Below are 24,515 nucleotides of genomic sequence, written 5' to 3'. Positions count from 1 at the left end.
CATGGGGAGCCTGGGAGACCACGCCGGCGCGGCCGGCGCCGGCGCGGGCAGAGCCGGCGGCGAGGGCGCCGACTCCATGGGGGGCGACGGCAACGCCCGCGTGATCGCGGGACGGTACCGTCTGGACGCGCGGCTCGGCCGGGGCGGCATGGGCACGGTGTGGCGCGCCACGGACCTGCTGCTCGGCCGTCAGGTCGCCGTCAAGGAGCTGGACAGGGACGAGACGCTCTCGGACACCGAGGCCGCGCAGCAGCGTGAGCGCACCCTGCGGGAGGCCCGCGCGGTCGCCCAGTTGCGGCACCCGCACATCGTCGTCGTCCACGACGTCGTCGAGCACGGCGAACAGCCCTACATCGTCATGGAGTTGATCGAGGGCGGATCGCTGGCCCGGCAGATCGGCCGGACCGGGCCGCTCGACGCGCAGGCCGTCGCCCGCATGGGCATCGACCTGCTCGGCGCCCTGAGCACCGCCCACGAGGCGGGCATCCTGCACCGCGACCTGAAGCCCGCCAACGTCCTCGTGGAGCGGGCAGGCGGCCGCGTCGTGCTCACCGACTTCGGGATCGCACAGGTCAGCGGGGCGACGACGCTCACGGAAGTGGGGTCGTTCGTGGGCTCGCCGGAGTACACCGCGCCCGAGCGCATCGCGGGGGAGCGGACCGGGCCCGCCTCCGACCTCTGGTCGCTCGGCGCGCTGCTCGTCACCGCGCTCGCGGGCGAGTCGCCCTTCCGCAGGGACTCGATCGGCGGTGTCCTGCACGCCGTCATATACGAGGACATCCGGCCGCCGGAGCGCGCGGCACCGCTCCTCCCGGTCGTCACCGGCCTCCTGGAGCGGGACCCGAGGCGGCGCCTGGACGCGGCGGGGGCGGAGCGGCTGCTCCAGGAGTACGTCGACACGGGGCGCATGTCCGCGCTGCCGGACGGCGGGCGGGGAGCGGGCCGCAAAGGCGCCGGACGTGGCCGCCTGGCGGATGCGCGCCGCGTCCTGCTGCCGGGGCGCGGCCGTACCCTGGGGCCTCGCGGGCGCCAGAGACGGGCGGTGCTGATCACGGCGGCGGTGGTGGCTGCCGTGACCGGCGGCGCGGTCTCGGCCACCGCCCTGCTGCTCGGCAGGGACGGTGACGACGGCAAACCGGCCAGCACGGCGTCGCCCTCGCCCACCACCGGCACCGCGAGCCCGAGCCCCACGGTCACCGTCACCAAGGAGACGCCTTCGCCCGGCCCCTCCACCCCGCAGGCGCCCGACGGCTACCGCCTGGTCAAGGACCCCGCGGGTTTCACGATCGCGGTGCCCCGCGGCTTCGTGCGCCAGAGCGACGGGGTCCGGATCTTCTACGCCTCGCCGAGCGGCACCTACCGCGTCGGCATCAAGGAGGCCGATCCGGAGCCGGGCGGTCCGCTCGCGGCACAGCGCCGCGCCGACGAGGAGGGGCCGCGCACCAACCCCGGCTACCGCAACGGAGAGGTCACCGAGACCACCCGCAACGGCCGCCCCGCGGCGCTCTGGGAGTTCATCTGGGACGACCCCGGCAAGGCGGGCGGCGAGCGGCAGACGTACGACCTGTGCTGGCGGGAGGGCGGCAGGATGTACGACGTGTGGGTCTCGGGGCCCGCGGAGGAGTCGGAGCAGGTGCGGAAATACTTCGACACGGCTGTCGACACGTTCGTACGACGGTAGCCCGCGGCACGTCCTTCGCGGGAGCCGGTGGCTCGCGGTACGTCCTCTTTGGGCGTGGGCAGCCCTTGTCGCCGCCCGTCCGTGCATCACCCAGGTCACAAGTGTCCGGCTTGGCTGGAAACCGGGGTGTCGCACACGGTAGTGATGTGTGCATGAGTAATGACGGGGGATCCGCGCACGGCCCGTACGACCCCACGACCTTCGGCCTCCAGCCGCCGCGACAGCCCGGCGTGCCCGGGCAGAGCGGCGGCGCACACCCCGGCAACCCGTACGCACAGCCACAGCCGCAACCCCACGAGCCCCAGCCCACCCAGGTGGTGCCGGAGCAGCAGGCCGCGGCCGACCCCGGCGCCGGGCGGCTGATCGCGGGCCGCTACCGGCTCCTCGCCAAGCTCGGGCACGGCGGCATGGGCACGGTGTGGCGCGCCAAGGACGAGACGGTCGACCGCGAGGTCGCGGTGAAGGAGCCGCGGCTCCCCGACCACCTGCCCGAGCGCGAGCGCGCCAACGCGTTCGAGCGGATGCGCCGCGAGGCGCGCGCCGCGGCCCGCCTGGACCACCCGGCCGTGGTCAACGTCCATGACGTCGCGGTCGAGGACGGCCGGCCCTGGATCGTCATGGAGCTGGTGCACGGCCGCTCGCTCGGCGCCGCGCTCCAGGAGGGCACGCTGGGCGCCCGCGAGGCCGCGCGCGTCGGCCTGGACGTCCTGAACGCCCTGGACGCCGCCCATCAGGCGGGCATCCTGCACCGCGACGTGAAGCCGGACAACGTGATGCTCGGCAACCACGACCGCGTCGTCCTCACCGACTTCGGCATCGCCCAGATCGAGGGCGAGACCAACCTGACGGACACCGGCGGCTTCGTCGGCTCGCCCGAGTTCATCGCCCCGGAGCGGGTGCTCGGCCAGCGCCCGGGGCCGGCGTCCGACCTCTGGTCGCTCGGCGTCGTCCTGTACGCGGCGACGGAGGGCGTGTCGCCCTTCCGCCGCAACAACACCCCCGCGACGCTCCAGTCCGTCCTGAACGCGACGCCCGCCGCGTCCGCGTCCGCGTCGGGCCCGCTCGCCGAGGCGATCAACCGCCTGCTGGCCAAGGACCCCGTCCAGCGGCCGAACGCCGCGCAGGTCCGCGCGCTCCTTGAGGAGGCGGTCAAGCCGCCGCAGCAGCCGCCGACACAGCACGTCACGGTCATGGGCGGCGCCGACCAGGAGCGCGGCAAGGGGATCTTCCTGAGCCGCAAGGCGCTGGCCGTCGCCGCCGGTGTGGTCGTCGCGGCCGTGGCGGCCGGCGTGCTCGTGGCGCTGAACCCCTTCGGCGGCTCGGACGCGGAGGGCTGGGAGCGGCACGAGTCGAAGGAGCTTGCGGCGACCGTCGCCGTGCCGGAGGGCTACAAGAAGACCGAGGACGACAACAAGGAGCCGAAGGACCACTGGGTCCAGTACACCGACCCGAGCGGCAGCGTCTGGGTCAGCCTCTCCCTGGCGAAGAAGACCGAGGACACCGGCGGCGACATCGCCGAGACCGCCAACGCCGAGATGTGGGACGACAACGCCGTCTTCAAGCAGTCCGGCAGCTACGACCTCAGCATGGCCACCGCCCCCGCGCCCAGGAGCGACGGCAAGGAGACCACGTACCAGGGCCGCAAGGCCGCGGAGAACACGGTCGTCTACTCCACCACCGACACCCAGAACCCGCGTGCGCGCGAGCTGCGGGTCCTGTACTACAAGACGAAGTCCGGCGACATGTACAAGCTGATGATCGGCTACCCGGGCAAGGGCGACTTCACCGCGCGCGGCCGTGAGGTCGCGGAGACGGCAATCGCCGATCTGGAGCTCGACAAGCTCTGAGCGGTCGTGGCGGTCGCAGGGGCCGTGGCAGGTCGCGGCGGTCGCCTCCGCGAGGTGGTAACGGCCTGATCAGCGGCTTTGTCGCCAGCAATCACTGGCGTCGTGTGAGTGACCCGTGAAGCCCGTTACCGATGGGTACCCAAAAGGCTCATGGGGGCCTACTCTCACGAGCATGACGGACTCGCAGGCCACCGCAGCGCCCCTCGGTACGAACCCGACCGCCCCGGCTCCTGACGGTGCGCGCACCGCCGCCGACGTGGTCACGCCCGAGCTGATCGCCCAGCTCACGCGTGACGTCATCGGCTCGGGACGTACGGCCAACCACACGCCGCTCACCGGCGAGAAGCTGGCCGACCTGCCCGAGTCCACCCCCGACGACGTCGCCACCGCGTTCCAGCGGGCCCGCACCGCCCAGATCGCCTGGGCGCGGACCCCGGTCAGGCAGCGCGCCGCCGTCCTGCTCCGCTTCCACGACCTGGTGCTCCAGCGCCAGGCCGAGGTGCTCGACCTGATCCAGCTGGAGACCGGCAAGGCCCGTCTGCACGCCCACGAGGAGATCCAGGCCGTCGCGGTCGCCGCCCGGCACTACGGCCGCAAGGCCCCCTCGTACCTGAACCCCAAGCGGCACACCGGCGTCGTCCCGGTCCTGACCAAGGTCACCGAGAACCGCCAGCCGCGCGGCGTGGTCGGCCAGATCGCCCCGTGGAACTACCCGCTCGAACTCTCCATAGGCGACGCGCTCCCCGCCCTCGTCGCGGGCAACGCGCTCGTGATGAAGCCCGACACGGAGACCTGCCTCACCGCCCTGTGGGCCCGTGACCTGATCATCGAGGCGGGCCTGCCGGCCGAGGCCTTCCAGGTCGTGCTCGGCGAGGGTCCGGTCATCGGCCCCGAGGTCGTCAGGCACGCCGACTACGTCTCGTTCACCGGCTCCACGCGCACGGGCCGCGAGGTCGCGCAGGGCGCCGCCGCCCGCCTGGTCGGCGTATCGCTGGAGCTCGGCGGCAAGAACGCCATGCTGGTCCTCGACGACGCCGACGTGGACAAGGCCGCGGCCGGCGCGGTGCGCGCCTGCTTCTCCTCCGCGGGCCAGCTCTGCATCTCCATCGAGCGGCTCTACGTCCACGAGTCCGTCGCCGACCGGTTCGTGGCGCGCTTCGCGGAGCGCACGAAGGCGATGCGGCTCGGCACGTCCCTCTCGTACGGCGCCGACATGGGCTCGCTCGTCGGCGAGCGGCAGCTGGAGACCGTCACCCGGCACGTCGAGGAGGCCGTCGCGAAGGGGGCCACGCTCGTCGCGGGCGGCGTCGCGCGCCCCGACATCGGCCCCTACTTCTACGAGCCGACCATCCTGGACGGCGTCGAGGCGCCGATGGCGGTCTGCGGCGAGGAGACGTTCGGCCCGGTCGTCTCCGTCTACCGCTTCACGGACGAGAACGAAGCGGTCGAGCTCGCCAACGCCACGCCGTACGGGCTCAACTCCTCGGTGTGGACGAAGGACGGCAGCCGGGGCCGCAAGCTCGCCGCCCGCCTGCGCACCGGCACGGTCAACGTCAACGAGGGCTACGGCCCCGCCTACGGCAGCGTGCAGTCCCCGATGGGCGGGATGAAGGACTCGGGCCTCGGCCGCAGGCACGGCTCCGAGGGCATCCTCAAGTTCACCGAGGCACAGACTGTCGCCCATCAGCGGCTGATGCCGCTCGCGCCCTCCTTCGGCATGGACGACGAGAAGTACGCGGCGTTCATGAGCACCAGCCTGAAGGTCATGAAGGCCCTGCGGCTGCGCTAGCCGAAGCCTGACGTCTTCGTCAGTTCTCAACGAGGAGAGTCAATGTCACAGGAGAGCTCTGTCCCGAACCGGGCGGCCGACGACGCTTCGTACGACGACGGCTATGACTATGACGTCATCGTCGTGGGCAGCGGCTTCGGTGGTGCCGTGTCCGCGCTGCGCCTGACGGAGAAGGGCTACCGCGTCGGCGTCCTCGAAGCGGGCCGCCGCTTCACCCGCGAGTCCCTGCCCAAGAACTCCTGGGACCTCAAGAACTACCTCTGGGCCCCGGCCCTCGGCCTTTTCGGCATCCAGCGCATCCACCTGCTCGGCAACGTCATGGTCCTCGCCGGAGCGGGCGTCGGCGGCGGCTCCCTGAACTACGCCAACACCCTCTACGTACCGCCCGCCGCGTTCTTCAATGATCCGCAGTGGAAGGACATCACGGACTGGCAGGCCGAGCTCGGCCCGTACTACGAGCAGGCCAAGCGCATGCTCGGGGTGCGCATCAACCCGACGACGACGCCCTCGGACGTCCATCTCAAGGCCACGGCCGAGGAGATGGGCGTCGGCGACAGCTTCCACATGGCGCCCGTGGGGGTGTTCTTCGGCGACGGCGAGGACGGGGACGGCACCTCCACCGCGCGGCCGGGCGCGGAGGTCCCCGACCCCTACTTCGGCGGCGCGGGCCCCGCCCGCAAGGCCTGCAACGAGTGCGGCGAGTGCATGACCGGCTGCCGGCACGGCGCGAAGAACACGCTCAACGAGAACTACCTCTACCTCGCGGAGAAGGCCGGCGCGGTGATCCACCCGATGACGTCGGTCGTCGCCGTCACCGAGGACTCGCGGGGCGGGTACGCGGTGTCGACGCTGCCCACGAATGACAAGCGCAAGGGCAGGGGCCGTACGTTCACGGCCCGCGAGGTCGTCGTCGCCGCCGGTACGTACGGCACCCAGACGCTGCTCCACCGCATGAAGGACACCGGCCTGCTGCCCCGCCTCTCGCCGCGGCTTGGCACGCTGACCCGCACCAACTCCGAGGCCCTGGTGGGCGCCCAGACCACCGACCGCCGCTACCGCAAGCGGCACGGCGCGCCCAGGGCCGACTTCACCAAGGGCGTGGCGATCACCTCGTCGATCCACCCGAACGCCACCACGCACATCGAGCCCGTCCGCTACGGCAAGAAGTCCAACGCGATGGGCAGCCTGACCGTGCTCCAGGTCCCGTACAGCCTCAAGGGCGGCAAGGCGCGGGTCGCCGGGTGGTTCGGCAACGTGGCCCGGCACCCGTGGCTGATGATGCGCTCGCTCTCCAACCGGCGGTGGTCGGAGCGGACCATCATCGGCCTGGTCATGCAGTCGCTCGACAACTCCCTGACCACGTACCGCAAGGAGAAGGGCCTCGGCAAGGGCCTGCTGACCGCGCGGCAGGGCCACGGCGCGCCCAACCCCGACCAGATCCCCGAGGCCACGCGCGCGGCCACCATCCTCTCCGAGGAGATCAACGGCTTTCCCGGATCGAACATCGGGGAGCTCATGGGCACCCCGCTGACCGCCCACTTCCTCGGCGGCTGCCCCATCGGCGACTCGCCGGACACCGGCGTCATCGACCCCTACCACCGGCTCTACGGCCACCCAGGCATCTCGGTGGTCGACGGGGCGGCGGTCTCCGCGAACCTCGGCGTGAACCCGTCCCTGACGATCACCGCGCAGGCCGAGCGCGCCATGTCCTTCTGGCCCAACAAGGGCGCCGAGGACCCGCGACCCGCGCAGGGCCGGCGGTACGCGCGCCTCGCCGCGGTCGAACCGAAGACCCCGGCCGTCCCCGCGGACGCCTTCGGCGCGCTGAAGCTGCCGTTCCTGGGGATGCCGACGGTGCCGCCCAAGAAGTAGCCGCCAGGTTTCCACGGAACGCGTGGGCCGCGCGGACACACGTAAGGACCTGCGCCCCCCTCCGAGCGCAGGTCCTTCCGCGTGATCGTGGGCCGCTGTTACGCGGCGGTGTCGGCCTTGCGGCGACGGACGACGAACATCGCGCCCGCACCGACGGCGACGGCGGCGCCGCCGACGAGACCGATGGTCGGCAGCATCGAGCTGGAGCCGGTCTCGGCGAGGCTGCCGGTCACGGGGAGCTCCTTGGCGCCGCCCTGGGGCACCTTCACGTCCGACGGCTTGACGTCGGGCTTCGGGGTGGGCTTGCCCGGGTTCTCGTTGGGGGTGCCGGGCTTGAGGATCGTCAGCGGGTAGTACGCGAACGAGTTGTGCACGCAGTTCGCCTCGCTGTCGACGTAGCCGCCGAGGCCGATCGCGTAGCCCTCACCGGTCGGGGCCTTGGCGCTGACGTTGAGGCGCAGCTTGACCGTGACCTTGTCCTTGGGGCCGAGCTCGGGGGTGACACCGAAGGCGAGGCCGCCGTTCAGGTCACCGTCGATCGACGTCCAGGCATCGGTCTCCGGGTCCCAGTACTGGAGGTCGGCGTAGGTGCTCAGCCAGTCCTTCTCGGAGTCGCTGTCCGAGAACTTGTCCACGGCGGCGATCCAGTTCACCTCGCCGAGCGTCTTGTTCGTCGGGTTGGCGGCGGTCAGCTTGAACGCGTGCCAGCCGCTGCCCGCGACGATCTTGCCCGGCAGACCCGTCAGCTTGATCTGGAGGTCCGAGCCCGCGTCCACGCCGTCGTCGTCGACGGGGCAGTCCACCGGCTCCTCGGTGGGCTCCTCGGTGGGCTCGTCGGTGGGCTCATCGGTGGCGGTGGGCTCGGTGGTCGGCTCGCCCGTCTTGGTCGGCCCGCCCGTCTTGGTGGGCGTCTGGGTCGGCTCGTCCGTCTTGGGCGGGGCCTCGGTCGTGGACTGGGAGGCGTCCGGCGTCCCCGTGGGCGTCTTGGTCGGGGCCTCCGTCGTGGACTGGGTCGGGCCAGGCTTCTCGGCGGCCGTGGACGGCGCCTGCGTGGTGGTGTCCCCGGTCGCGAACGCGGCCGGGGCCGAGAGGAGCGCGATCGGGGCCAGAGCAGCCGTGGCCGCTGCTGCTGCCATGGCACGGCGAAGCTTCATGAAGACCTCAGGAAGTCCGGCGCACTGCCTGGGCGGCAGCACGGAGGTGGAGGCCTCCGCGGTGTGGACGCGGGTGTGGCCGTAGTTACTGCATGCATGACCTGCGATGGCTGTGAATGGTTGTCCCGGAATTCACAGAATCCTTATGTGGCATGGCTCACATTGCTTGTGCGGCCGCGAAGGGGTGCCGTAGAACTGCCACCGCCCTGAGGGGTGATGGGGATGACCGAGGGTCTCAGGGGGTCTCAGGGACCTCCGGGGCCTCAGGGGTCGTAGGGGCCAAGGGGAGAAGGGGAGGGGACGGCGTGGCCATACCCGACGAGGTGTGGGAGAGGTTCGAGAAGGACAGCGAGCGTGACATCCGCTCGTCGGCGCCGAAGGAGCCGTCCGCGCGCGCCCGCATGGTGGCCGAAAGGCTCCGGCGGCTCGACGAGGAGGCGGCCCGGCAGGAGGCCGCGCGGGCCGGGCGGTTCCGCCGCCGGCGCGCGAAGCGGGACGCCGAGCCCACGCGCTGGCGCCCCGACGAATGGCGCGCGGCGCCCACGGGCCCATCCCGGGGAGGCCGCTCCGAGCGCTCGCGGCGCAGCCGCCAGGTGTGGAGCGTGGTCATAGTCTTCGGCGGCATGGCCCTGGCGATCGTGCTGCTCAGCCCGCTGCGGTTCTGGATCTGGGGCTGGTAGCGGCGGGGCGCACGGCGTACGGGCCTGCGGGCCGGGTGGAACCGGTGGAACCGGTGGATCCGAGGGGACCGATGGAACCGATGGTGATCTTCCTCCGTCGTAGGAGTGGTGCGGGTACCAGCGGGTAACCAGCGGGTGCTGCGCATCAGGCCTACGTGAGTTCGTGAGGCGCATGATGCCGGGGGAGAAGTCGGTGAAGTCCGTGAAGTCCGTGAAGTTGGTTGTGTCGCGTGCCGTGGTGGCCGTCTCGGTCGTCGCCGCTCTCGGATCGACCGCCGCCTGCGGCGGGGGCGGCGGGGGCGGCAGCAACGGTGGAGGCGACGGCGGCCGGGACGGCGGTGATGGCGGTCGTGGTGGCGGCAGGCCGACCGCGAGCGCGGCTCCCTCGAAGGGGCCCGGCGCACGGCTGGAGAGGGCGGCTCTCGCGGCGGGCGACATCAAGGGGTACGAGGTCGAGAAGCCGAAGGCTTCCGGCGGTGCCGCGAAGCCGACCGCCGCCCCCGATTCGCAGGCGTCCCCCGCGAAGTGCGCCCCGCTCACCCCCGCCCCGCAGAAGCCGAAGGCCCAGGTCGACAGGGTGGTGACCAGCGCGGACGACAAGGTCCACACCACGACCGACGTCCGGCTCTCCGCCTACGCGGCAGCCGATGCCGAGCGCGTCATGGCGGACCTGCGCGAGGCGACGAAGGCGAAGCAGTGTGCGACCTTCCGCGTCGGTGGCCACCGCTACTTCGGCGTGCACCCGCTGCCCGCGCCGGACAAGGGCGACGCGGCGGTCTCGTACGCGTACGCGCACCGCGTGGGCGAGTTCGTGACCCGGGAGACCGTCACGGTCGTACGCCGCGGAGGCACGGTCATGACCTTCGCGGCGTCGAACCTCTACGACCCCCAGGGCGTCCAGGACGACCGGCAGGCCGAACGGGACGGCATGGAAGGCGCCGGCACACCCACCGCCGACGAGAACCCGAAGGTGGCGCCCGCGATCGTCGACGCCCAACTGGCCAAGGCCTGACAAGTCCTAACTCACATAGGTGTAGTACAACCTTTTCGACGGTTTCTGATCGTTACGCAAATCACTGGCAAAGTCGGCGTGTCAGCCGCTTTTATTCGCCTCGGGCGGGGGCCTGCAACCCGCAGGATGCGAACTGAAGGCGAGAAGAACGTGAAGTCAACTGTGTCCCGGGCCATCGTGGCCGCTACGGTCACGGTCACGCTGGGCCTGACCGCGGCGTGCGGCGGCGACTCCGGCGGCTCCGGCGACTCCGGTGACGGCAAGAAGCCGTCGGAACCGGCCAAGTCGGCCCAGCAGGACGACCCCAAGCCGGAGCCGGAGCCGGAGAAGAAGAACTCGCTCTCCTCCGCCGACCTGGAGAAGGCCGTGCTCGCCAAGGGCGACCTCAAGGGATACGAGGTCGAGAAGCTCTCCGCGGCGGACATGCCCGAGCAGACCGTGCCCGCCGACCCGGCAGACTGCCAGCCGTTCGCCGACATGTTCATGTTCGCCAGCGCCCCGACGGCCGCGGCCCGCGTCGGCCGCACCATGACCGGCCCGGACGAGCTGGACGCCACGGTCATCTCGCTCGCCCTGCTCGCGCACGAACAGGCCGACGCCGAGAAGGTCATGGCCGGACTCCGTACCGCCACGAAGAAGTGCAAGGCCTACGAGCACGCCGACTCCAAGTACAGCGACGTCGCCGCCCTGACCGCCCCGAAGCTGGGCGACGAGGCTGTCTCGTACAAGGTCGTGGGCCTCATCGAGGGCCAGAAGACGCCGATGAGCTTCACCGTCGTGCGCAGCGGCTCGACGCTCGCCGCCTTCTACTCGATCAACCTGCTCAAGCCGGAGAAGTTCGGCGTACCCGAGAAGGTCGTCGAGGCGCAGGTCGCGAAGCTCGAGAAGCTGTAGCCGCCGGAGGCCACGGCAGAGCGGAGGGCCCCGCGGGACGGATCCGCGGGGCCCTCCGCTGTCAGCACCGACGTCAGGGCAGCGTCGGTGCCGCGGGGCGGCGCCGGGGGAATTGCGCCGCTGGTCCGTGCGCGGAGTGGTTGCGCGCGGTGTACTGCGCGAGGTGGCCGACCCGGCGCACTAGGGGCGCACGCGTGGTCTCGACCATTGGCAATGAAGATGTGGACGGAGGCCGGAAAGCCCTCCTCGTACGCATCGTGCTCGATGGCCGACTGGGGGCGCAACCGTTTCGACCGCTTCTGTTCGACCGTTTCTCCCGCGAAACGGGCCGGGGTGACGGGCCGGGGTGACGGGCCGAGGCTCGCGCCGGGCGGAGGCCGGCCGGCCCCGGGCGTCCCCGGAGCCGACCGTTCTCATGGGTGACCGGGCTGCTGTCCCCTGCCGTCCGGTCACGTCACTGAAGCGAGGTCCCACGGCGCACGGACACGATCCGTGCGCCTCATCGCTCCAGCGGAGCCACGCGTGGTTCTTGCGGGCCCGCCCCTGGCTGACACGGACACCGGGACCAACGAAGCCCGCCCGGAACCGGTCACGCGCCGTACGGGTGAGAGCCGATCCGAACTCAGGTTGACGGCGCTCTGCCGCCGGGGGCCGGCGGGAGTCGGCGGGGCTGACGGTGACCGGCAGGAGTCCTCGCCCTGGGGCGGACGGCCAGACGCGGCCCCCCGGCATCAGACGCGGCCCCGGCCTCAGACGCGGCCCCGGCTCAGCTCCAGGAGCGTCATCGCGAGCGCGGTGCCGGGCTTGCCGAGCGCGTCGCTGTAGTGACCGAGGATCTCCATCTCGCGCGAGAGGTTCACGCGCCGCCCGCCCGAGGTGATGCGGGCTTCCTGGATGACGGCCGAGACGGCCATCCGTTCCTGGACGAGACCGATGATGCGGTCGTCGAGCGCGTCGATCCGCTCCCGCGCGTTCTCGATCGTGCCGACGGCCTCGGGCGTACGCGCGCCGGTCCTGTCGGCAGCGGCCTTACCGGCGGTGACTGGAGTGGCCGTGGCGGCGGAGGCGGTCGTGGTGGTGGCGGGCGCGACGGCGGCGGGCGCGATGGCGGAGGCGGTGGTCGTGGTCATCGGAGGCTCCTCGGGGGTTCGGTTCGGCCGGAGAGCCCCGGAGCGGCAAGGTCCGGATACAACGAAGCGCCCCGGGCCTTGTCGGCCCGGGGCGCCCGGTAAGTCGCTTGTCAGGTGATCAAGCAGCTCGACCATGGCAGCCGGCAGGCCGGTTGCCATAGGTAAAGAGGAAGTCGTAGCGCTTGGTCACGGAGTCAGTATGCCCCCACCGTCCCGCGCGCGGTCAAACGGCCCCGGCGGGCGGCCCGGATACTGAGACACCCGGAGCCGTGAGCCCCCTCCGCAACCCCCTCTGTCCTGATCGCCGTCTCTTGTCGTCGTCTCTCGTCGTCGTCCGGTGTCACCTTCTGGCGGCGAGGGTCGTCGGATGCGACGAGGGTGCCCCCGTCGAGCCCGGTAGAATCGACAAAACAGACCCCCTGCTCACGCACTGAGCCTCTCGCTCACCGCTCAACGCCGGAAGGCCGCCGCCGTGCCATCAGCGCCCCCCGCTGCCGCCGCTCCCGACACCGTTCTGGTCGTCGACTTCGGAGCGCAGTATGCCCAGCTCATCGCCCGTCGCGTCCGTGAGGCGCGGGTCTACAGCGAGGTCGTGCCGAGCACGATGCCCGTCGCCGAGATGCTCGCCAAGAAGCCCGCGGCGATAATCCTCTCCGGCGGCCCCTCCTCGGTGTACGCGGAGCACGCGCCCACCGTCGACCGCTCCCTCTTCGAGGCCGGCGTCCCCGTCTTCGGCATGTGCTACGGCTTCCAGCTCATGGCGACCACCCTCGGCGGCACGGTCGACAACACCGGCGCGCGTGAGTACGGACGTACGCCGCTCGCCGTCTCCAAGGGCGACTCCACCCTCTTCGAGGGCACCCCGACCGACCAGTCCGTGTGGATGTCGCACGGCGACGCGTGCAGCGCCGCGCCCGAGGGCTTCACGGTCACCGCGTCCACGGACGTCGTACCCGTCGCGGCCTTCGAGGACGACGAGAAGAAGCTGTACGGCGTGCAGTACCACCCCGAGGTGATGCACTCCACGCACGGCCAGCAGGTCCTCGAGCACTTCCTCTACCGCGGCGCCGGCCTCAAGCCCGACTGGACGACCGGCAACGTCATCGACGAGCAGGTCGCCGCCATCCGCAAGCAGGTCGGCACCAAGCGCGCCATCTGCGGTCTCTCCGGCGGCGTGGACTCCGCCGTCGCCGCCGCGCTCGTGCAGAAGGCCATCGGCTCGCAGCTCACCTGCGTGTACGTCGACCACGGGCTGATGCGCAAGGGCGAGACCGAGCAGGTCGAGAAGGACTTCGTCGCCGCGACCGGCGTCAAGCTCAAGGTCGTCGACGCCGCCGAGCGGTTCCTGAACGCCCTCGCCGGTGTCTCCGACCCCGAGGAGAAGCGGAAGATCATCGGGCGCGAGTTCATCCGCGTCTTCGAGCAGGCCCAGGCGGAGATCATCGCCGAGGCGCCGGGCGACCAGCCCGTGGAGTTCCTGGTCCAGGGCACGCTCTACCCCGACGTGGTCGAGTCCGGCGGCGGCTCCGGCACCGCGAACATCAAGTCCCACCACAACGTGGGCGGCCTCCCCGAGGACCTTGAGTTCCAGCTCATCGAGCCGCTCCGCAAGCTGTTCAAGGACGAGGTCCGGATGGTCGGCGCCGAGCTCGGCCTGCCGGACGAGATCGTCCAGCGCCAGCCGTTCCCCGGCCCCGGCCTCGGCATCCGCATCGTGGGCGACGTCACCAAGGAGCGCCTGGACCTCCTCCGCGAGGCCGACGCCATCGCCCGCGAGGAACTGACGGCAGCCGGTCTCGACCGGGAGATCTGGCAGTGCCCGGTCGTCCTGCTCGCCGACGTCCGCAGCGTCGGCGTCCAGGGCGACGGCCGCACCTACGGCCACCCGATCGTGCTGCGCCCCGTCTCGTCCGAGGACGCCATGACGGCCGACTGGACCCGCATGCCCTACGAGGTCCTCGCGAAGATCTCGACGCGCATCACCAACGAGGTCGCCGACGTGAACCGCGTCGTGCTCGACGTGACCTCGAAGCCGCCGGGGACCATCGAGTGGGAGTGACCTCCCTCCTGCCATGAACGGTGCCGTCCGCCTCCCGCGAGGCGGGCGGCACCGTTCTTTCGCGTCACCCGGCCGGCCGGCGGGACCGACAGGCCCTCTCAGGTGCGTCGCGTCGTCCGCAGCGGAGCACCCGGCTTCCACACCTGCACCGCGAGGTACTTCCCGTCCTCGATGTGCGTACGGACCACCTCCGTCAGCTCGACACGGAAAAGATGGAACTCGTCCGGGTCCGGCGGGTGCACCGTGTCGGCATAGCGCGCGATGAGCTGCGGGTCCCGCACCTCGACCGCACGGCCCGCGACCCGGACGTCCCCGTCGGCCATCTCCGTGTCGGAACCCAGGTTCGCCTGGAGTGCGAACCGCGGATCGCGGCGCAGGTCCAGCGCCTTGAGGGAGCCCGGCATCATGCCGAGCCACAACTCGCCGTGCAGGAAACGCACTTCGAGCCCCGTCGTGCGCGGCGAACCGTCCTTGCGGAGTGTGGCGAGGGTGTGGTGGACGAACGCGCCGAAGCGCCTCTCGACCGTCGCCGCGAACTCCGGCTCCGCCGCGACGAAGGCCCCCCAGCCGACCGGCTCCGCCGTGTGGGCTGTGTGCGTCATGTGTGTCGCGTGCGCCGTGTGTGTCGTGTCGGCTGTGTCGACGTCTTTTCTGCCAAGTTTCGTGTCGAGATCTTTCCGGTTGAACGCCATGCGCCGAGTCTCCCGCCGATACCCGACACCCTGTGTCGTCTTTGACCGCTGTGAATCCTTGATCTTCGCCGCTCTGTTCACCTGCACTTACCACCGGTACCTTCCGCCTCGTACAGCCAGAGACGGAGGACACATGCAGGCGCCCACACCCATACCCGTCGAGCGGTTGCAGTTCGCGATGCCGCCCGTGCACGACTCCGTCGAGGACGAACGGCGGCACCGCAAGGAGCGGCTCGCCGGTGCGCTGCGGATCTTCGGGCGGCTCGGGTACGAGGACGGGGTCTCCGGGCACATCACCGCGCGGGACCCGGAGCACACGGACTGCTTCTGGGTGAACCCGTTCGGCATGCCCTTCAAGCACATCACCGTCGGCGACCTCGTCCTCGCCAACGCCGACGGGCAGGTCGTCGAGGGGCGCCACCACGTCAACCAGGCCGCCTTCACCGTGCACGCCCAGGCCCACTTGGCGCGGCCCGACGTCGTCGCCGTCGCGCACTGCCACTCCCTGCACGGCCGCGCGCTCTCCACGCTCGGCGAACTCCTTGACCCCATCACGCAGGAAGCCTGCGCCTTCTACGAGAGCCACGCGCTGTACGACGGCTACACGGGAGTCGTCGTGGACGCCGAGGAGGGGCGCAGCATCGCGACCGCGCTCGGCGGCCACAAGGCGGTGATCCTGCGCAACCACGGCCTGCTCACCGTGGGCGACTCCGTCGACGCCGCGGCCTGGTGGTTCATCTCCCTGGAGCGCTCCTGCCAGGTGCAGCTCAGCGCGCGGGCCGCGGGCCGTCCGGTGCTCATCGGCCACAAGCGAGCGGTGCAGACCCGAGAGCAACTCGGCAGCGATCTGGTCGCGTGGATCAACTACCAGTCCCTGTGGCAGGACATCAGCCGCAGCGAGCCCGACCTGCTGGCCTGACCCCGCGGCCAGCCGGCCTCCGCCCGCCGTCAACGCCGCGCCCGCCCCTTCACCCCCGCTGACCTGACCCGTGGAGTGCGGGCACCCCTCAGTGCGGCACAATTCCCTTGTTTCGCGCAGAAGTTCATAAGCAGCCAGAAGGGCTGCGAGGGTGGGGAAGGCGGCGTACGCGGTGGCGGTGCAGGAGGCGAGACAGGGCGCGCACGGAGGCGGCTGCACGTGCGGCGGCTGCCCGCACGGCGCACGCGAGGGGCACCGGCTGGCCGTGGCCGCGTTCCTCGCCAAGCGTGACGAACTGGCGGCCGGCGAAGGCCTGCCCGCGGCCGTCGCCCACTCGGCGGGCGCTTCCCGGCAGTGGGTGTCGGACGAGCTGACACAATCCGCTCGGGACGTCGCCGAACGCGGCAGGGCCGGGGGCGAGGCCTGGCTGCGGCGCCTGTGGACGCGCACCCTTGGCGTCGTCTGGGGAGCCTTCGCTGTCCTCCTCCTGGTCCAGGCGCTCACCGCGATCGGCACGGGCTGGACCGCCGCGCGCACAGCCGGACTCATCGCCGCCCTGCTGGTGGGCGGGCTGCTCACCGGCGCGGCATACGTCCACCGGGAGCGCGGCGGCGTCCTCGCACCGGTGATCGGCGAGGACAACCGGCTCTCCACCTCGCGTGCGGTAGCCGCCTGCTGGGTGCTCCTCGTCGTCTTCGCGGTGCTCGTCCTCGCGGGCCGGCTGGCCGTGGCTTCGGGGCCCGGCGAGCGGGACGAGGTGATCGCCGGGCTGGGGCTGGAACGGGCCGCCGCGATGGTGGCCGTCCTCGCCGTGGTGTGCGGGGTCGCCGTCCTCGTACGCAGGGTCGTCAGCCTGCGGGTCCTCGGCCAACGGCTGCAGAAGGTGCCCGCCGACCGGCCGCGGGCCGCCGATCCGCTCACCGACGACGCGGGCCGCGGCAGCTTCGCCGACACGCAGTACGTCCTGGTCAGCGCCGTCGCCGTGATCTTCGCCGCCGTACGCCTCGCGCGTCGGCCCGACGAGCTGCCCGATCTGCCCTGGGGGCTCGGGCTGCTCGTCCTCGTGTCGGCCGCGACGTATCTGGCGGGGAAGTACTCCGAGGGCGGCCGTCCTGTGATCCTCTCCGTGGTGCGGTCCCGTGAGGCCGGTGACCTCGACGCACCGATCCGCACGGGCGACGACATCGAGATCCGCGGCGCCGGCTTCGTGCCTCCCGGCGCGGGGGACGCGGACCGGCTGGCCCGCATGGTCGTCCGCATCGGCGCGGTCCACGTCCATGTGCCCCTCGTGCCCGTGTCGGGCGGCTTCACCAACCCGACCGATGCCACGCTGACCGTGCCCGTCCCCGTCGACGTCGAACCCGGCCGCGTCGACGTCCAGGTGATCACGGCCGCGGGCATCGAGACGAACCGCGTCACGATCGACGTCACGGACTGAACCAGTCCGCCCACCCGGCCCAGCCGGGCCTCTCGACCCGCGTGATCCGAACGGCCTGTGCGGCCTGTGCGGCCTGTGCGATCCGCTCGGCCCGCTCGGCCCGCTCGACTCAGCCATCGGCCGACTCCCCTCGGCTGAAGCATCACAGGTCTCCTCCCCTCAAGTTTTCGAACGTTGTCGTGCAAGACTCCGCGCAAGATGTCGTGCAATCCGTCGCACACGGGTGAGCAACGGCCCCTTCTTCTCCGTATGGTCAGGTGACGGGTCGACGGGAGAGGCGGCGAGAGCCATGGCTCACGGCATGCGGACGGACAGCCACACCCACTACGCCAGGCGCGACGGCCGGCGGACGACCGCCTCCCGCTACGCTCTGGTCCCCCTGCGGATCTTCCTCGGCGTCACCTTCATCTACGCCGGTCTGGACAAGCTCACCGACGACGCCTTCATGCGGGCGAGCGGCGTGGGATCGATCGGGCAGATGATGACCGACCTCCGCGACATCTCCGCGATCCCCGCCTTGGTCGACCTCTCCCTGAAGAACCCCGTCGGCTTCGGCTACGCCATCGCCTTCGGCGAACTGGCCGTCGGCATCGGCACACTGATCGGCCTCTTCACCCGCATCGCCGCACTGGGCGGTGCGCTGATCTCGCTCAGCCTGTGGCTGACCGTCAGCTGGTCCACCGAGCCCTACTACTACGGCAACGACCTGGCGTACCTGATGGCATGGCTGCCGCTGGTGCTCGCCGGGGCCTCCGTCCTCTCCGTGGACGCCATGCTCGCCGGCCGCCGCAGGGACGTCCTCGGGCCTCGCTAGCGGCGACGCCCCCTCGCCCCCTCAGCCGCGCGGCTCCCGGCCGGACCGGGGGCGGCCGCTCGGGCGGGCCGCGCCGCGCGGGCGTATGCCATGGATCGCCGCCGCCACGCCCGCGAGGAGAAGCCCCGCCATCACCATGGGCAGTGCGACGAACCACGGCGCCTCCCAGGCGCCTCCGGCGTCACCCACGTACACAACGGCGACCGCCAGCAGGGAGAGGCCCGCCACCAGCTTGCCCGGGTGTGATTCATGACGTAGCACGGGTCACCTTCGCTTGTCCGACGCCTACTTCGAGCCGCAAATCGAGCGTGCCGCCGTCCTTGCCGCCCGAGGACGGCTCCAGCGTCACCTTCTTCTCCCTGCCGGGAGCGACGTCCAGGTCCGTGCCCTTGTCGCCCGGCAACACGATGTCGCCGACGCCCACTTTGGCGTCGAGCCGCACAGTGACGTCCTTCGGCACGATCACCCGCAGGTCGCCCATGCCGACATCGGCGCTGGTCTCCAGCGTCTGGCCCTTGCCGAGATCGATCTTGCGTAGGTCGAGCTTGCCCGACCCGAGACCTACCTCGTACTGGGGGCGGACGTCCGCCGCCGTGCTCGGTATCCAGTCCGTGCGGGCATAGTGCGTGGTGATGTTCTTCGGCAGAGCCGCCGTGGCCGCGAGGAGCCCGGCGGTGAGGACCGCGAGCACGATCGATCCCGCCCCCGTGCGTCCCAGGAAGGCGCTGGCGGCGATGCCCAGGCCGAACACCGCGAGCGCACAGGCCAGACCTGTCTGCAAGGACGTGCCGAGCGGCTGGTCTTCCCAGGTCAGCCCGGTGCCGAGACCGCCGGCCAGCAGCGCGAGCAGGAACACCCAGCCGCCGATCCAGCGCGGCCCGCGGGGCGTGGGCGGCCGAGTGGGTGCGGCCCCTGCTCTGGGCACGCCCTGGTGGTGACCCGTCGGCTCATAGTGGATGTCCAGACCTTGCGGGCCCCAGAAGTAACCCGAGACCCCGTCGTGCGTACCGTCCTTCACTATGGGGTCGCGCCACCAGGAGGGGCTGTACGTGACCGGGGGCGCCTTCGCCTCGGGTGGGGCGTCCGCCGCGGCCTGCGCCGCGACCGGGTCGGGAGCGAGGGCCCCGCGCTGCTGCGACCAGTACCCCGCGCCCGCGAGAAGCAGGGTGAGAACGGCGGCGAACGTCAGCGCCCCGCCATTGTTCAACAGGGTGAGGAAGACTCCGCAGCCCACGAGCGCGAACAGCACGGCGGTCAGAGCCTGGCCGTCGACCCGGCCGGAGAGGAGCCTGCGGGCCTCGTTCTCCTCCTCGTCCTCGTACGGGACGAAGAGCCACGCGAAGCCGTAGAAGACCAGACCGAGCCCGCTCGTGATCGCGAGGACCGCGAGACCGATGCGGAAGATCACCGGATCCATGTCACAGTGCCGGCCGAGTCCCGCGCACACACCGCCGAATCTCTTGTGCCGGCGGTCGCGGCGGAACTTCCGCTCCTCCCCGGCCGGCCCCGGCCCATGACCGCCCGCGGGGTCGCCCAGTGCGCCATACGCATCGCGCAGGGCGTCGTGGATGGCGGCCTCGGTCTCCGTCTCGGCGGGCTGCTGATCTGTCATGTGTCCATGGTGACGGCCGTGGGCCCGCCGCGGCAGTCGGGACAACCCTGGCCGAACCCTGATATCGCCCCTGAGACGTTCCGGACACGGTCCCTGACAGGCGCGGGCCGGGGGCCGAGATCAGGGAAGTCTCGGGGATCGACCCTGATGCCCCCACTCGCGCCCGCGTGTGAATATCGATGACATGCCGGAAACCGCCGCACCGCCCATCGACGCCGTCCGACCGCTGCGCAAGCTTTACCGCAGCGGCGACGGGCGCTGGCTCGGCGGCGTCGCACGCGGCCTCGCCGGGCACCTCGGGCTGCCGGTGGTCTGGGTGCGGCTGATCTTCGTCGGTCTGACCACGGCGGACGGGCTCGGCGCTCTGCTGTACGCGGCATTCTGGTTCTTCGTCCCGCTCGGCATCGGCGGTGTCGACGCCGAGCGTCCGCCCGCGGCCGTCACGACCGAGACCTCGCCCGACGGCCGGCGAAGACTCGTGGCGCGCAAGCCGGACAAGGGACAGATCGTCGCGCTCCTCGCGATGGTCATCGTCGCCATGGTCTTCGTCGGCAACGTGAATCTGGACGGCTCGACCAAGGCCTACGTCGTCCCCGCCCTGCTCGTCGCCGCCGGTGTCGCCCTCGTCTGGCGGCAGGCCGACAACGCCCGCAGGGCCCGTTGGATGGCGGTCGGCCGCCGTCGGCACATGTTGACGCTCGCCCGTTCGGCGGCCGGAGTCCTCCTGGTCGGCGCCGGCGTCTCCGGCATCTTCGTGCTCCAGGGCTCGGCCGCGCACCTGGGTGCCGTGCTGCAGGCCGCGCTGGCCGTACTCGTCGGCATCGCCCTCCTCGCGGGCCCTTATCTCATCCGCATGACGCAGGACCTCTCGGAGGAGCGGCTGATGCGCATCCGCGCCCAGGAGAGGGCCGAGGTCGCCGCCCATGTGCACGACTCCGTGCTGCACACGCTGACCCTGATCCAACGCAACGCGGAGAGCGCGAGCGAGGTGCGCCGCCTCGCCCGTGCCCAGGAGCGCGACCTGCGGGCCTGGCTCTACAACCCCGAGGGCACCGGAAAGGACGAGGACGAGGAGCCCGACACCCTCGCCGAGGCGGTCCGCCGCAGCGCGGCGGAGGTCGAGGACAAGCACGGCGTTCCCATCGAGGTCGTCGTGGTCGGCGACTGCCCGCTCGACGAGCGACTGACCGCGCAGATGCAGGCCGCGAGGGAAGCGATGGTGAACGCCGCCAAGTACGGTGGCGAGGGCGGCGCGGTGCAGGTCTTCGCCGAAGTCGAGGGGAAGACGGTGTTCGTGTCCGTCCGGGACCGCGGTCCCGGCTTCGATCTGGAATCCGTGCCCGACGACCGCATGGGCGTACGAGAATCGATCATCGGCCGCATGCAGCGCAACGGCGGTACGGCGCGGCTGCGCGCGGTGCCCGGCGGCGGCACGGAAGTCGAGCTTGAAATGGAGAGGACGGCGACGACATGAGCGACGCGACCGAGGTGAACGAGCCGGCGGAGCCGACCGGTTCGGACGAGGGCGGCGGTGCGGGCGGACGTCGCGTGCGGGTCGTCCTCGTCGACGACCACAGGATGTTCCGCACCGGGGTGCAGGCGGAGATCGGCCGGACCGACAGCACCGGGGTCGAGGTCGTCGGTGAGGCGGCCGATGTCGACCAGGCGGTCACGACCATCACGGCCACGCGGCCCGAGGTCGTCCTTCTCGACGTGCATCTCCCCGGCGGCGGGGGCGTCGAAGTGCTGCGCCGCTGTGCGCCGTTGATGGCGGACTCGGAGAAACCGGTGCGCTTCCTCGCGCTCTCGGTCTCCGACACCGCCGAGGACGTCATCGGTGTCATCCGCGGCGGCGCCCGTGGGTACGTCACCAAGACCATCACCGGCACCGATCTGGTGGATTCGATCTTCCGGGTGCAGGACGGCGACGCGGTGTTCTCGCCGCGCCTGGCCGGCTTCGTCCTGGATGCCTTCGCCTCCACCGACGCGCCGCCGGTCGACGAGGACCTGGACCGCCTCACCCAGCGCGAGCGAGAGGTCCTGCGGCTCATCGCACGTGGGTACGCGTACAAGGAGATCGCCAAGCAGCTCTTCATCTCCGTGAAGACCGTCGAGTCACATGTGTCGGCGGTCCTGCGGAAGCTCCAGCTCTCCAACCGCCATGAGCTGACGCGGTGGGCGACGGCGCGGCGGCTGGTCTGAGGGGCGCGGAGCCAGGGGAGGGTCAGACGTCGTCCGGCTAGCGGTGGGCTTCGGCGGCCGCCGCCACCGGAGCCGGGGGCGGGCCCAACTTCCGCACGGCCCAGCGGTAGTGGCCCGCGGCCTTCGCGGTGCCCAGGAGGCCCGTCAGCCAGATGACGAGGCCCGTGCCCATGCCGAAGGCGACATCGGCGTACGTCTCGCGGCCGGGCTCGGCGTAGGCGGCTGCCGCGAAGGACGCCCACAGGCCCAGCGCGCAGACGGCCAGGGACGACAGGAGCCAGAGGAGGCTGAGGCCTGGGGAGCGCAGCCGGGCGTCGGTCGGCGGATGGCTGTCCAGGGCGAGCCAGCTTTCGGTCAGTTCGCGCAGCCGCCGGTCGCGGCGGATGCCGAGGACGACGCCGATGACCGCCGGGACCAGCGCCGCGAGGCCGAGGAGCGCGAGGACCGGGCCGAGGATGAAGACCGAGGAGTCCTTGTCCTCGATGAGCTGGAGCGGCTGGGAGAGCAGCGCCCAGCCGATGGCGCCGCCGAGTCCGCACAGCCAGAGGATCAGCAGCCGGTGCACTCCGAGGTGCCGCCTGTGCAGCTCGGCCAGCGCCAGGCCCCGGTCCGTGAGCAGTGTCTGCCGGTCCGGCCAGGTGCGCAGATGCACGGGAGGCGGGGGCGGAGGCAGCATACGGCTAGGCATGCACTCGACCATACGGGGCTGCTTTCGGGACGTCGGCCGCACACTGCCGCCTCGCATCACTCCACCTCGCATCACTCCACGTCGCGGCCGGTTCAAGGCCACCCGCTCAGGCCGCCGGGGCCCGGACCACCGGGTCAAGACACCCGCGTCGCGCCCGCGAACGGCATCTGGTCGACCGGTGCCAGGCGTACAGCGGCGCTGGGGTTGGGGGCGTGGATCATCTGGCCGTTGCCCACGTAGATGCCGACGTGGCTGATGCCGGGGTAGAAGAACACCAGGTCACCGGGGCGGAGCCCGGAGCGGGGGACGCGCTCGCCCGCAGCGATCTGCGCGTAGGTGGTGCGGGGCAGCGAGACGCCCGCCGCGCGGTACGCGGCCTGGGTGAGCCCCGAGCAGTCGAAGGCGCTGGGGCCCGTGGCGCCCCATACGTAGGGGCTGCCGATCGCCTTGTACGCGTAGGAGACGGCGGATGCCGCTCGGGTGTTGGGGGCGTCGGACGCGGCGCCCGTCGCGTCCCGGGCGTCCGTGCGGGAGGCCCGGGGGCCGTTGGCGTCGCCCGTGGCTTCGGCGTGCTGCTCGCCCGTGGCCTTCGCGCGCTGCTCGGCGGTGAGCCGGGAGAGGAGCCGTTTGGCCTCGCCGAGTTTCCCGGTGAGCGTGGCCTTGTGTTTGCGCAGCTCCGCCTGGCGGGCGCGGAGGGTGGCCAGGCGGTCGTCGGCCTCGCCGCGCAGCTGGTCGATGCCCCGTAGCTGCTTCCGCACGCCGCTGACCGTGGCCGCCTGGTGGCTGCCGGCCCGGTCGGCGAGCGAGGCGCGCTCCAGGAACTGCTCGGGGTCCGAGGCGAGCGCGAGCTGGAGAGAGGGATCGACGCCGCCGGTGCGGTACTGGGCGGTCACGTAGGAGCCGAGCCTCTGCCGTGCGGTGTTGAGCTTCTGCGTCCTGCGGGCCGCCTCGTCACGCAGTTCGCCGAGTGACTTCTCCGCCTTCTCGGCCTTCTCCTTGGCACCGTTGTACTTCTCGGTGGCGATCTCCGCCTCCTGGTAGAGCGCCTCGACCTTCGACTTCACCTCCGCGGGGCCGAGCTGCGGGTCCGCGTGGCCCGTGCCGTCGAAGGCGGTCGCGGACGCGGCTCCCGCGAGGGCGAGGGTGGCGGCGGTGCGGGCCGTGCTGCCGCTGAACGAGCGGTGCCGGGGCTTGCGGTGCGCTGCCACGAAGAGTGCTCCTCACGTGCCCGGCGGCGGCCCGCACAGGGGGCGCGGACCGCCGCCGGACCTTTCTCGGCGGTGGTGTCCGACTGCCGCCCGTGTCGCCGGACGGCATTGGGGAGCCGGTCACCTGGGGAAGGACGCTAAGCGCGGCCGTTACGGCTTGGCAGCGGATTGTGCGCAACTGTCGGAAGTGGGCGACACGGCGACCAGGTCTGTCCGCGCCGGACTCCGGGCGGGGCGGCCTTTACGTACGGCCCTGACCGATGCGGCGGATACAGCTCCCGGGTGCCCGCGGAGGTGCTACAGGGCCGCCTGTGAGTGGTGTGAGAGGCGGGGGCTAGGCTCCGGCTCATGGACGTACTCATCCATCTCTTCGTCGCCCTGCACATCATCGGCATCGCCTGCCTCCTGGGCGGCTTCCTGACCCAGATGAAGCAGATGGGCCAGGGCACGGCCCGCTTCGTTCCCGCGATGCTGCATGGTGCGCTGACCATGCTCGTCACCGGTGTGGTCCTGGTGGGGCTCAACCAGGCCGACGACAACGCGGTCAACAACCTCAAGATCGGCATCAAGATGGCCGTGCTGATCGTGATCCTCGCGCTGGTCTATGTGAAGCGTGACGAGGAGAAGATCGACAAGGGTGTGTTCGGCGCGGTGGGGCTGCTGACCACGACGAACATCTTCATCGCCGTGCTGTGGACCTGATCGGTCGCATTGACCCCGCATACGCGCGCGGGGGGGGGGGGGGGGGGGGGGGGGGGGGGGGGGGGGGGGGGGGGGGGGGGGGGGGAGTGGGGGGGGGGGGGGGGGGGGGGGAAGCGAAACAA

21 protein-coding genes are annotated in these 24,515 nt (G+C 71.5%); 14 read left to right on the top strand and 7 right to left on the bottom strand.

Translation table 11 applies throughout. The features are described from left to right. Positions 1-76: 76 nt before the first annotated feature. From ACZ6JY_RS28710 to ACZ6JY_RS28695, 4 genes are all read left to right on the top strand, one after another. Positions 77-1,681, top strand: coding sequence for a protein kinase domain-containing protein (locus ACZ6JY_RS28710; protein ID WP_469200815.1), 1,605 nt, complete (start codon positions 77-79; stop codon positions 1,679-1,681). Positions 1,682-1,833: 152 nt separating this feature from the next. Next, positions 1,834-3,528, top strand: coding sequence for a serine/threonine-protein kinase (locus tag ACZ6JY_RS28705; protein ID WP_469200365.1), 1,695 nt, complete (start codon positions 1,834-1,836; stop codon positions 3,526-3,528). A gap of 172 nt (positions 3,529-3,700) precedes the next feature. Next, positions 3,701-5,317, top strand: coding sequence for a succinic semialdehyde dehydrogenase (locus ACZ6JY_RS28700; protein WP_469200363.1), 1,617 nt, complete (start codon positions 3,701-3,703; stop codon positions 5,315-5,317). A gap of 42 nt (positions 5,318-5,359) precedes the next feature. After that, the gene (locus ACZ6JY_RS28695; RefSeq protein ID WP_469200361.1) at positions 5,360-7,189 is read left to right on the top strand and encodes a GMC oxidoreductase; all 1,830 of its coding nucleotides are present in this window, start codon (positions 5,360-5,362) and stop codon (positions 7,187-7,189) included. Positions 7,190-7,287: 98 nt separating this feature from the next. Here the strand turns inward: ACZ6JY_RS28695 and ACZ6JY_RS28690 are convergent, their stop codons facing one another. Then, on the bottom strand, positions 7,288-8,325 hold the full coding sequence (locus tag ACZ6JY_RS28690) for an LAETG motif-containing sortase-dependent surface protein (RefSeq protein WP_469200359.1): 1,038 nt from the start codon (positions 8,323-8,325) through the stop codon (positions 7,288-7,290). 323 nt (positions 8,326-8,648) lie between these two features. Between ACZ6JY_RS28690 and ACZ6JY_RS28685 the strand changes: the two genes are divergently transcribed. The 3 genes from ACZ6JY_RS28685 to ACZ6JY_RS28675 all read left to right on the top strand — a co-directional run bounded on the left by ACZ6JY_RS28685 (position 8,649) and on the right by ACZ6JY_RS28675 (position 10,929). Beyond that, the gene (locus tag ACZ6JY_RS28685; RefSeq protein WP_469200357.1) at positions 8,649-9,023 is read left to right on the top strand and encodes a hypothetical protein; all 375 of its coding nucleotides are present in this window, start codon (positions 8,649-8,651) and stop codon (positions 9,021-9,023) included. A gap of 193 nt (positions 9,024-9,216) precedes the next feature. Then, complete coding sequence (locus tag ACZ6JY_RS28680; protein WP_469200355.1) at positions 9,217-10,035, top strand: hypothetical protein; 819 nt, start codon at positions 9,217-9,219, stop codon at positions 10,033-10,035. Positions 10,036-10,185: 150 nt separating this feature from the next. Then, entirely contained in the window at positions 10,186-10,929 is a 744-nt protein-coding gene (locus ACZ6JY_RS28675) for a hypothetical protein (RefSeq protein WP_469200353.1), read from the top strand. Positions 10,930-11,678: 749 nt separating this feature from the next. Here ACZ6JY_RS28675 and ACZ6JY_RS28670 read toward each other — a convergent pair. Beyond that, complete coding sequence (locus ACZ6JY_RS28670) at positions 11,679-12,059, bottom strand: chorismate mutase (RefSeq protein WP_469200350.1); 381 nt, start codon at positions 12,057-12,059, stop codon at positions 11,679-11,681. A 472-nt stretch (positions 12,060-12,531) separates the two neighbouring features. Here ACZ6JY_RS28670 and guaA point away from each other — a divergent pair, with 472 nt between their 5' ends. Next, positions 12,532-14,118 carry a glutamine-hydrolyzing GMP synthase gene (gene guaA / locus ACZ6JY_RS28665; protein ID WP_469200348.1) on the top strand — a complete coding sequence of 529 codons (1,587 nt, stop codon included), beginning with the start codon at positions 12,532-12,534 and terminating at the stop codon, positions 14,116-14,118. A 98-nt stretch (positions 14,119-14,216) separates the two neighbouring features. On the opposite strand, the gene ACZ6JY_RS28660 is transcribed toward guaA, so the two are convergent. Further along, the gene (locus tag ACZ6JY_RS28660) at positions 14,217-14,720 is read right to left on the bottom strand and encodes a pyridoxamine 5'-phosphate oxidase family protein (protein ID WP_469200346.1); all 504 of its coding nucleotides are present in this window, start codon (positions 14,718-14,720) and stop codon (positions 14,217-14,219) included. 223 nt (positions 14,721-14,943) lie between these two features. On the opposite strand from ACZ6JY_RS28660, the gene ACZ6JY_RS28655 reads away from it, so the two are divergent. The 3 genes from ACZ6JY_RS28655 to ACZ6JY_RS28645 all read left to right on the top strand — a co-directional run bounded on the left by ACZ6JY_RS28655 (position 14,944) and on the right by ACZ6JY_RS28645 (position 17,981). Next, positions 14,944-15,729, top strand: a complete 786-nt coding sequence (locus ACZ6JY_RS28655; protein ID WP_469200344.1) for a class II aldolase/adducin family protein — start codon at positions 14,944-14,946, stop codon at positions 15,727-15,729. A gap of 172 nt (positions 15,730-15,901) precedes the next feature. After that, positions 15,902-17,167, top strand: coding sequence for a hypothetical protein (locus tag ACZ6JY_RS28650; protein ID WP_469200813.1), 1,266 nt, complete (start codon positions 15,902-15,904; stop codon positions 17,165-17,167). 289 nt (positions 17,168-17,456) lie between these two features. After that, positions 17,457-17,981, top strand: coding sequence for a DoxX family protein (locus tag ACZ6JY_RS28645; RefSeq protein WP_469200342.1), 525 nt, complete (start codon positions 17,457-17,459; stop codon positions 17,979-17,981). 21 nt (positions 17,982-18,002) lie between these two features. On the opposite strand, the gene ACZ6JY_RS28640 is transcribed toward ACZ6JY_RS28645, so the two are convergent. Then, a complete protein-coding gene (locus ACZ6JY_RS28640; protein WP_469200340.1) occupies positions 18,003-18,242 on the bottom strand; it encodes a hypothetical protein in 240 nt (79 codons plus the stop codon). After that, positions 18,229-19,593, bottom strand: coding sequence for a PspC domain-containing protein (locus ACZ6JY_RS28635; protein WP_469200338.1), 1,365 nt, complete (start codon positions 19,591-19,593; stop codon positions 18,229-18,231). The genes ACZ6JY_RS28640 and ACZ6JY_RS28635 overlap by 14 nt, the downstream gene beginning before the upstream one ends. 184 nt (positions 19,594-19,777) lie before the next feature. Here ACZ6JY_RS28635 and ACZ6JY_RS28630 point away from each other — a divergent pair, with 184 nt between their 5' ends. Both ACZ6JY_RS28630 and ACZ6JY_RS28625 read left to right on the top strand, forming a co-directional pair. Further along, the gene (locus ACZ6JY_RS28630; RefSeq protein ID WP_469200336.1) at positions 19,778-21,067 is read left to right on the top strand and encodes a PspC domain-containing protein; all 1,290 of its coding nucleotides are present in this window, start codon (positions 19,778-19,780) and stop codon (positions 21,065-21,067) included. Then, positions 21,064-21,795, top strand: a complete 732-nt coding sequence (locus ACZ6JY_RS28625) for a LuxR C-terminal-related transcriptional regulator (RefSeq protein WP_469200334.1) — start codon at positions 21,064-21,066, stop codon at positions 21,793-21,795. Before ACZ6JY_RS28630 ends, ACZ6JY_RS28625 begins: the two co-directional genes overlap by 4 nt. A 37-nt stretch (positions 21,796-21,832) precedes the next feature. Here the strand turns inward: ACZ6JY_RS28625 and ACZ6JY_RS28620 are convergent, their stop codons facing one another. Both ACZ6JY_RS28620 and ACZ6JY_RS28615 read right to left on the bottom strand, forming a co-directional pair. Further along, a complete protein-coding gene (locus ACZ6JY_RS28620) occupies positions 21,833-22,483 on the bottom strand; it encodes a hypothetical protein (RefSeq protein ID WP_469200332.1) in 651 nt (216 codons plus the stop codon). Between the two features lie 134 nt (positions 22,484-22,617). After that, positions 22,618-23,691: a C40 family peptidase gene (locus tag ACZ6JY_RS28615; RefSeq protein ID WP_469200330.1), complete on the bottom strand. Its 1,074-nt coding sequence runs from the start codon at positions 23,689-23,691 to the stop codon at positions 22,618-22,620. Between the two features lie 348 nt (positions 23,692-24,039). Here ACZ6JY_RS28615 and ACZ6JY_RS28610 point away from each other — a divergent pair, with 348 nt between their 5' ends. Further along, positions 24,040-24,393, top strand: a complete 354-nt coding sequence (locus tag ACZ6JY_RS28610) for a hypothetical protein (RefSeq protein ID WP_469200328.1) — start codon at positions 24,040-24,042, stop codon at positions 24,391-24,393. Positions 24,394-24,515 lie beyond the last annotated feature (122 nt).

It is taken from the genome of Streptomyces sp. NPDC046335 (genome assembly GCF_055587985.1).
This window is presented reverse-complemented; position numbering and strand designations above follow the sequence as displayed.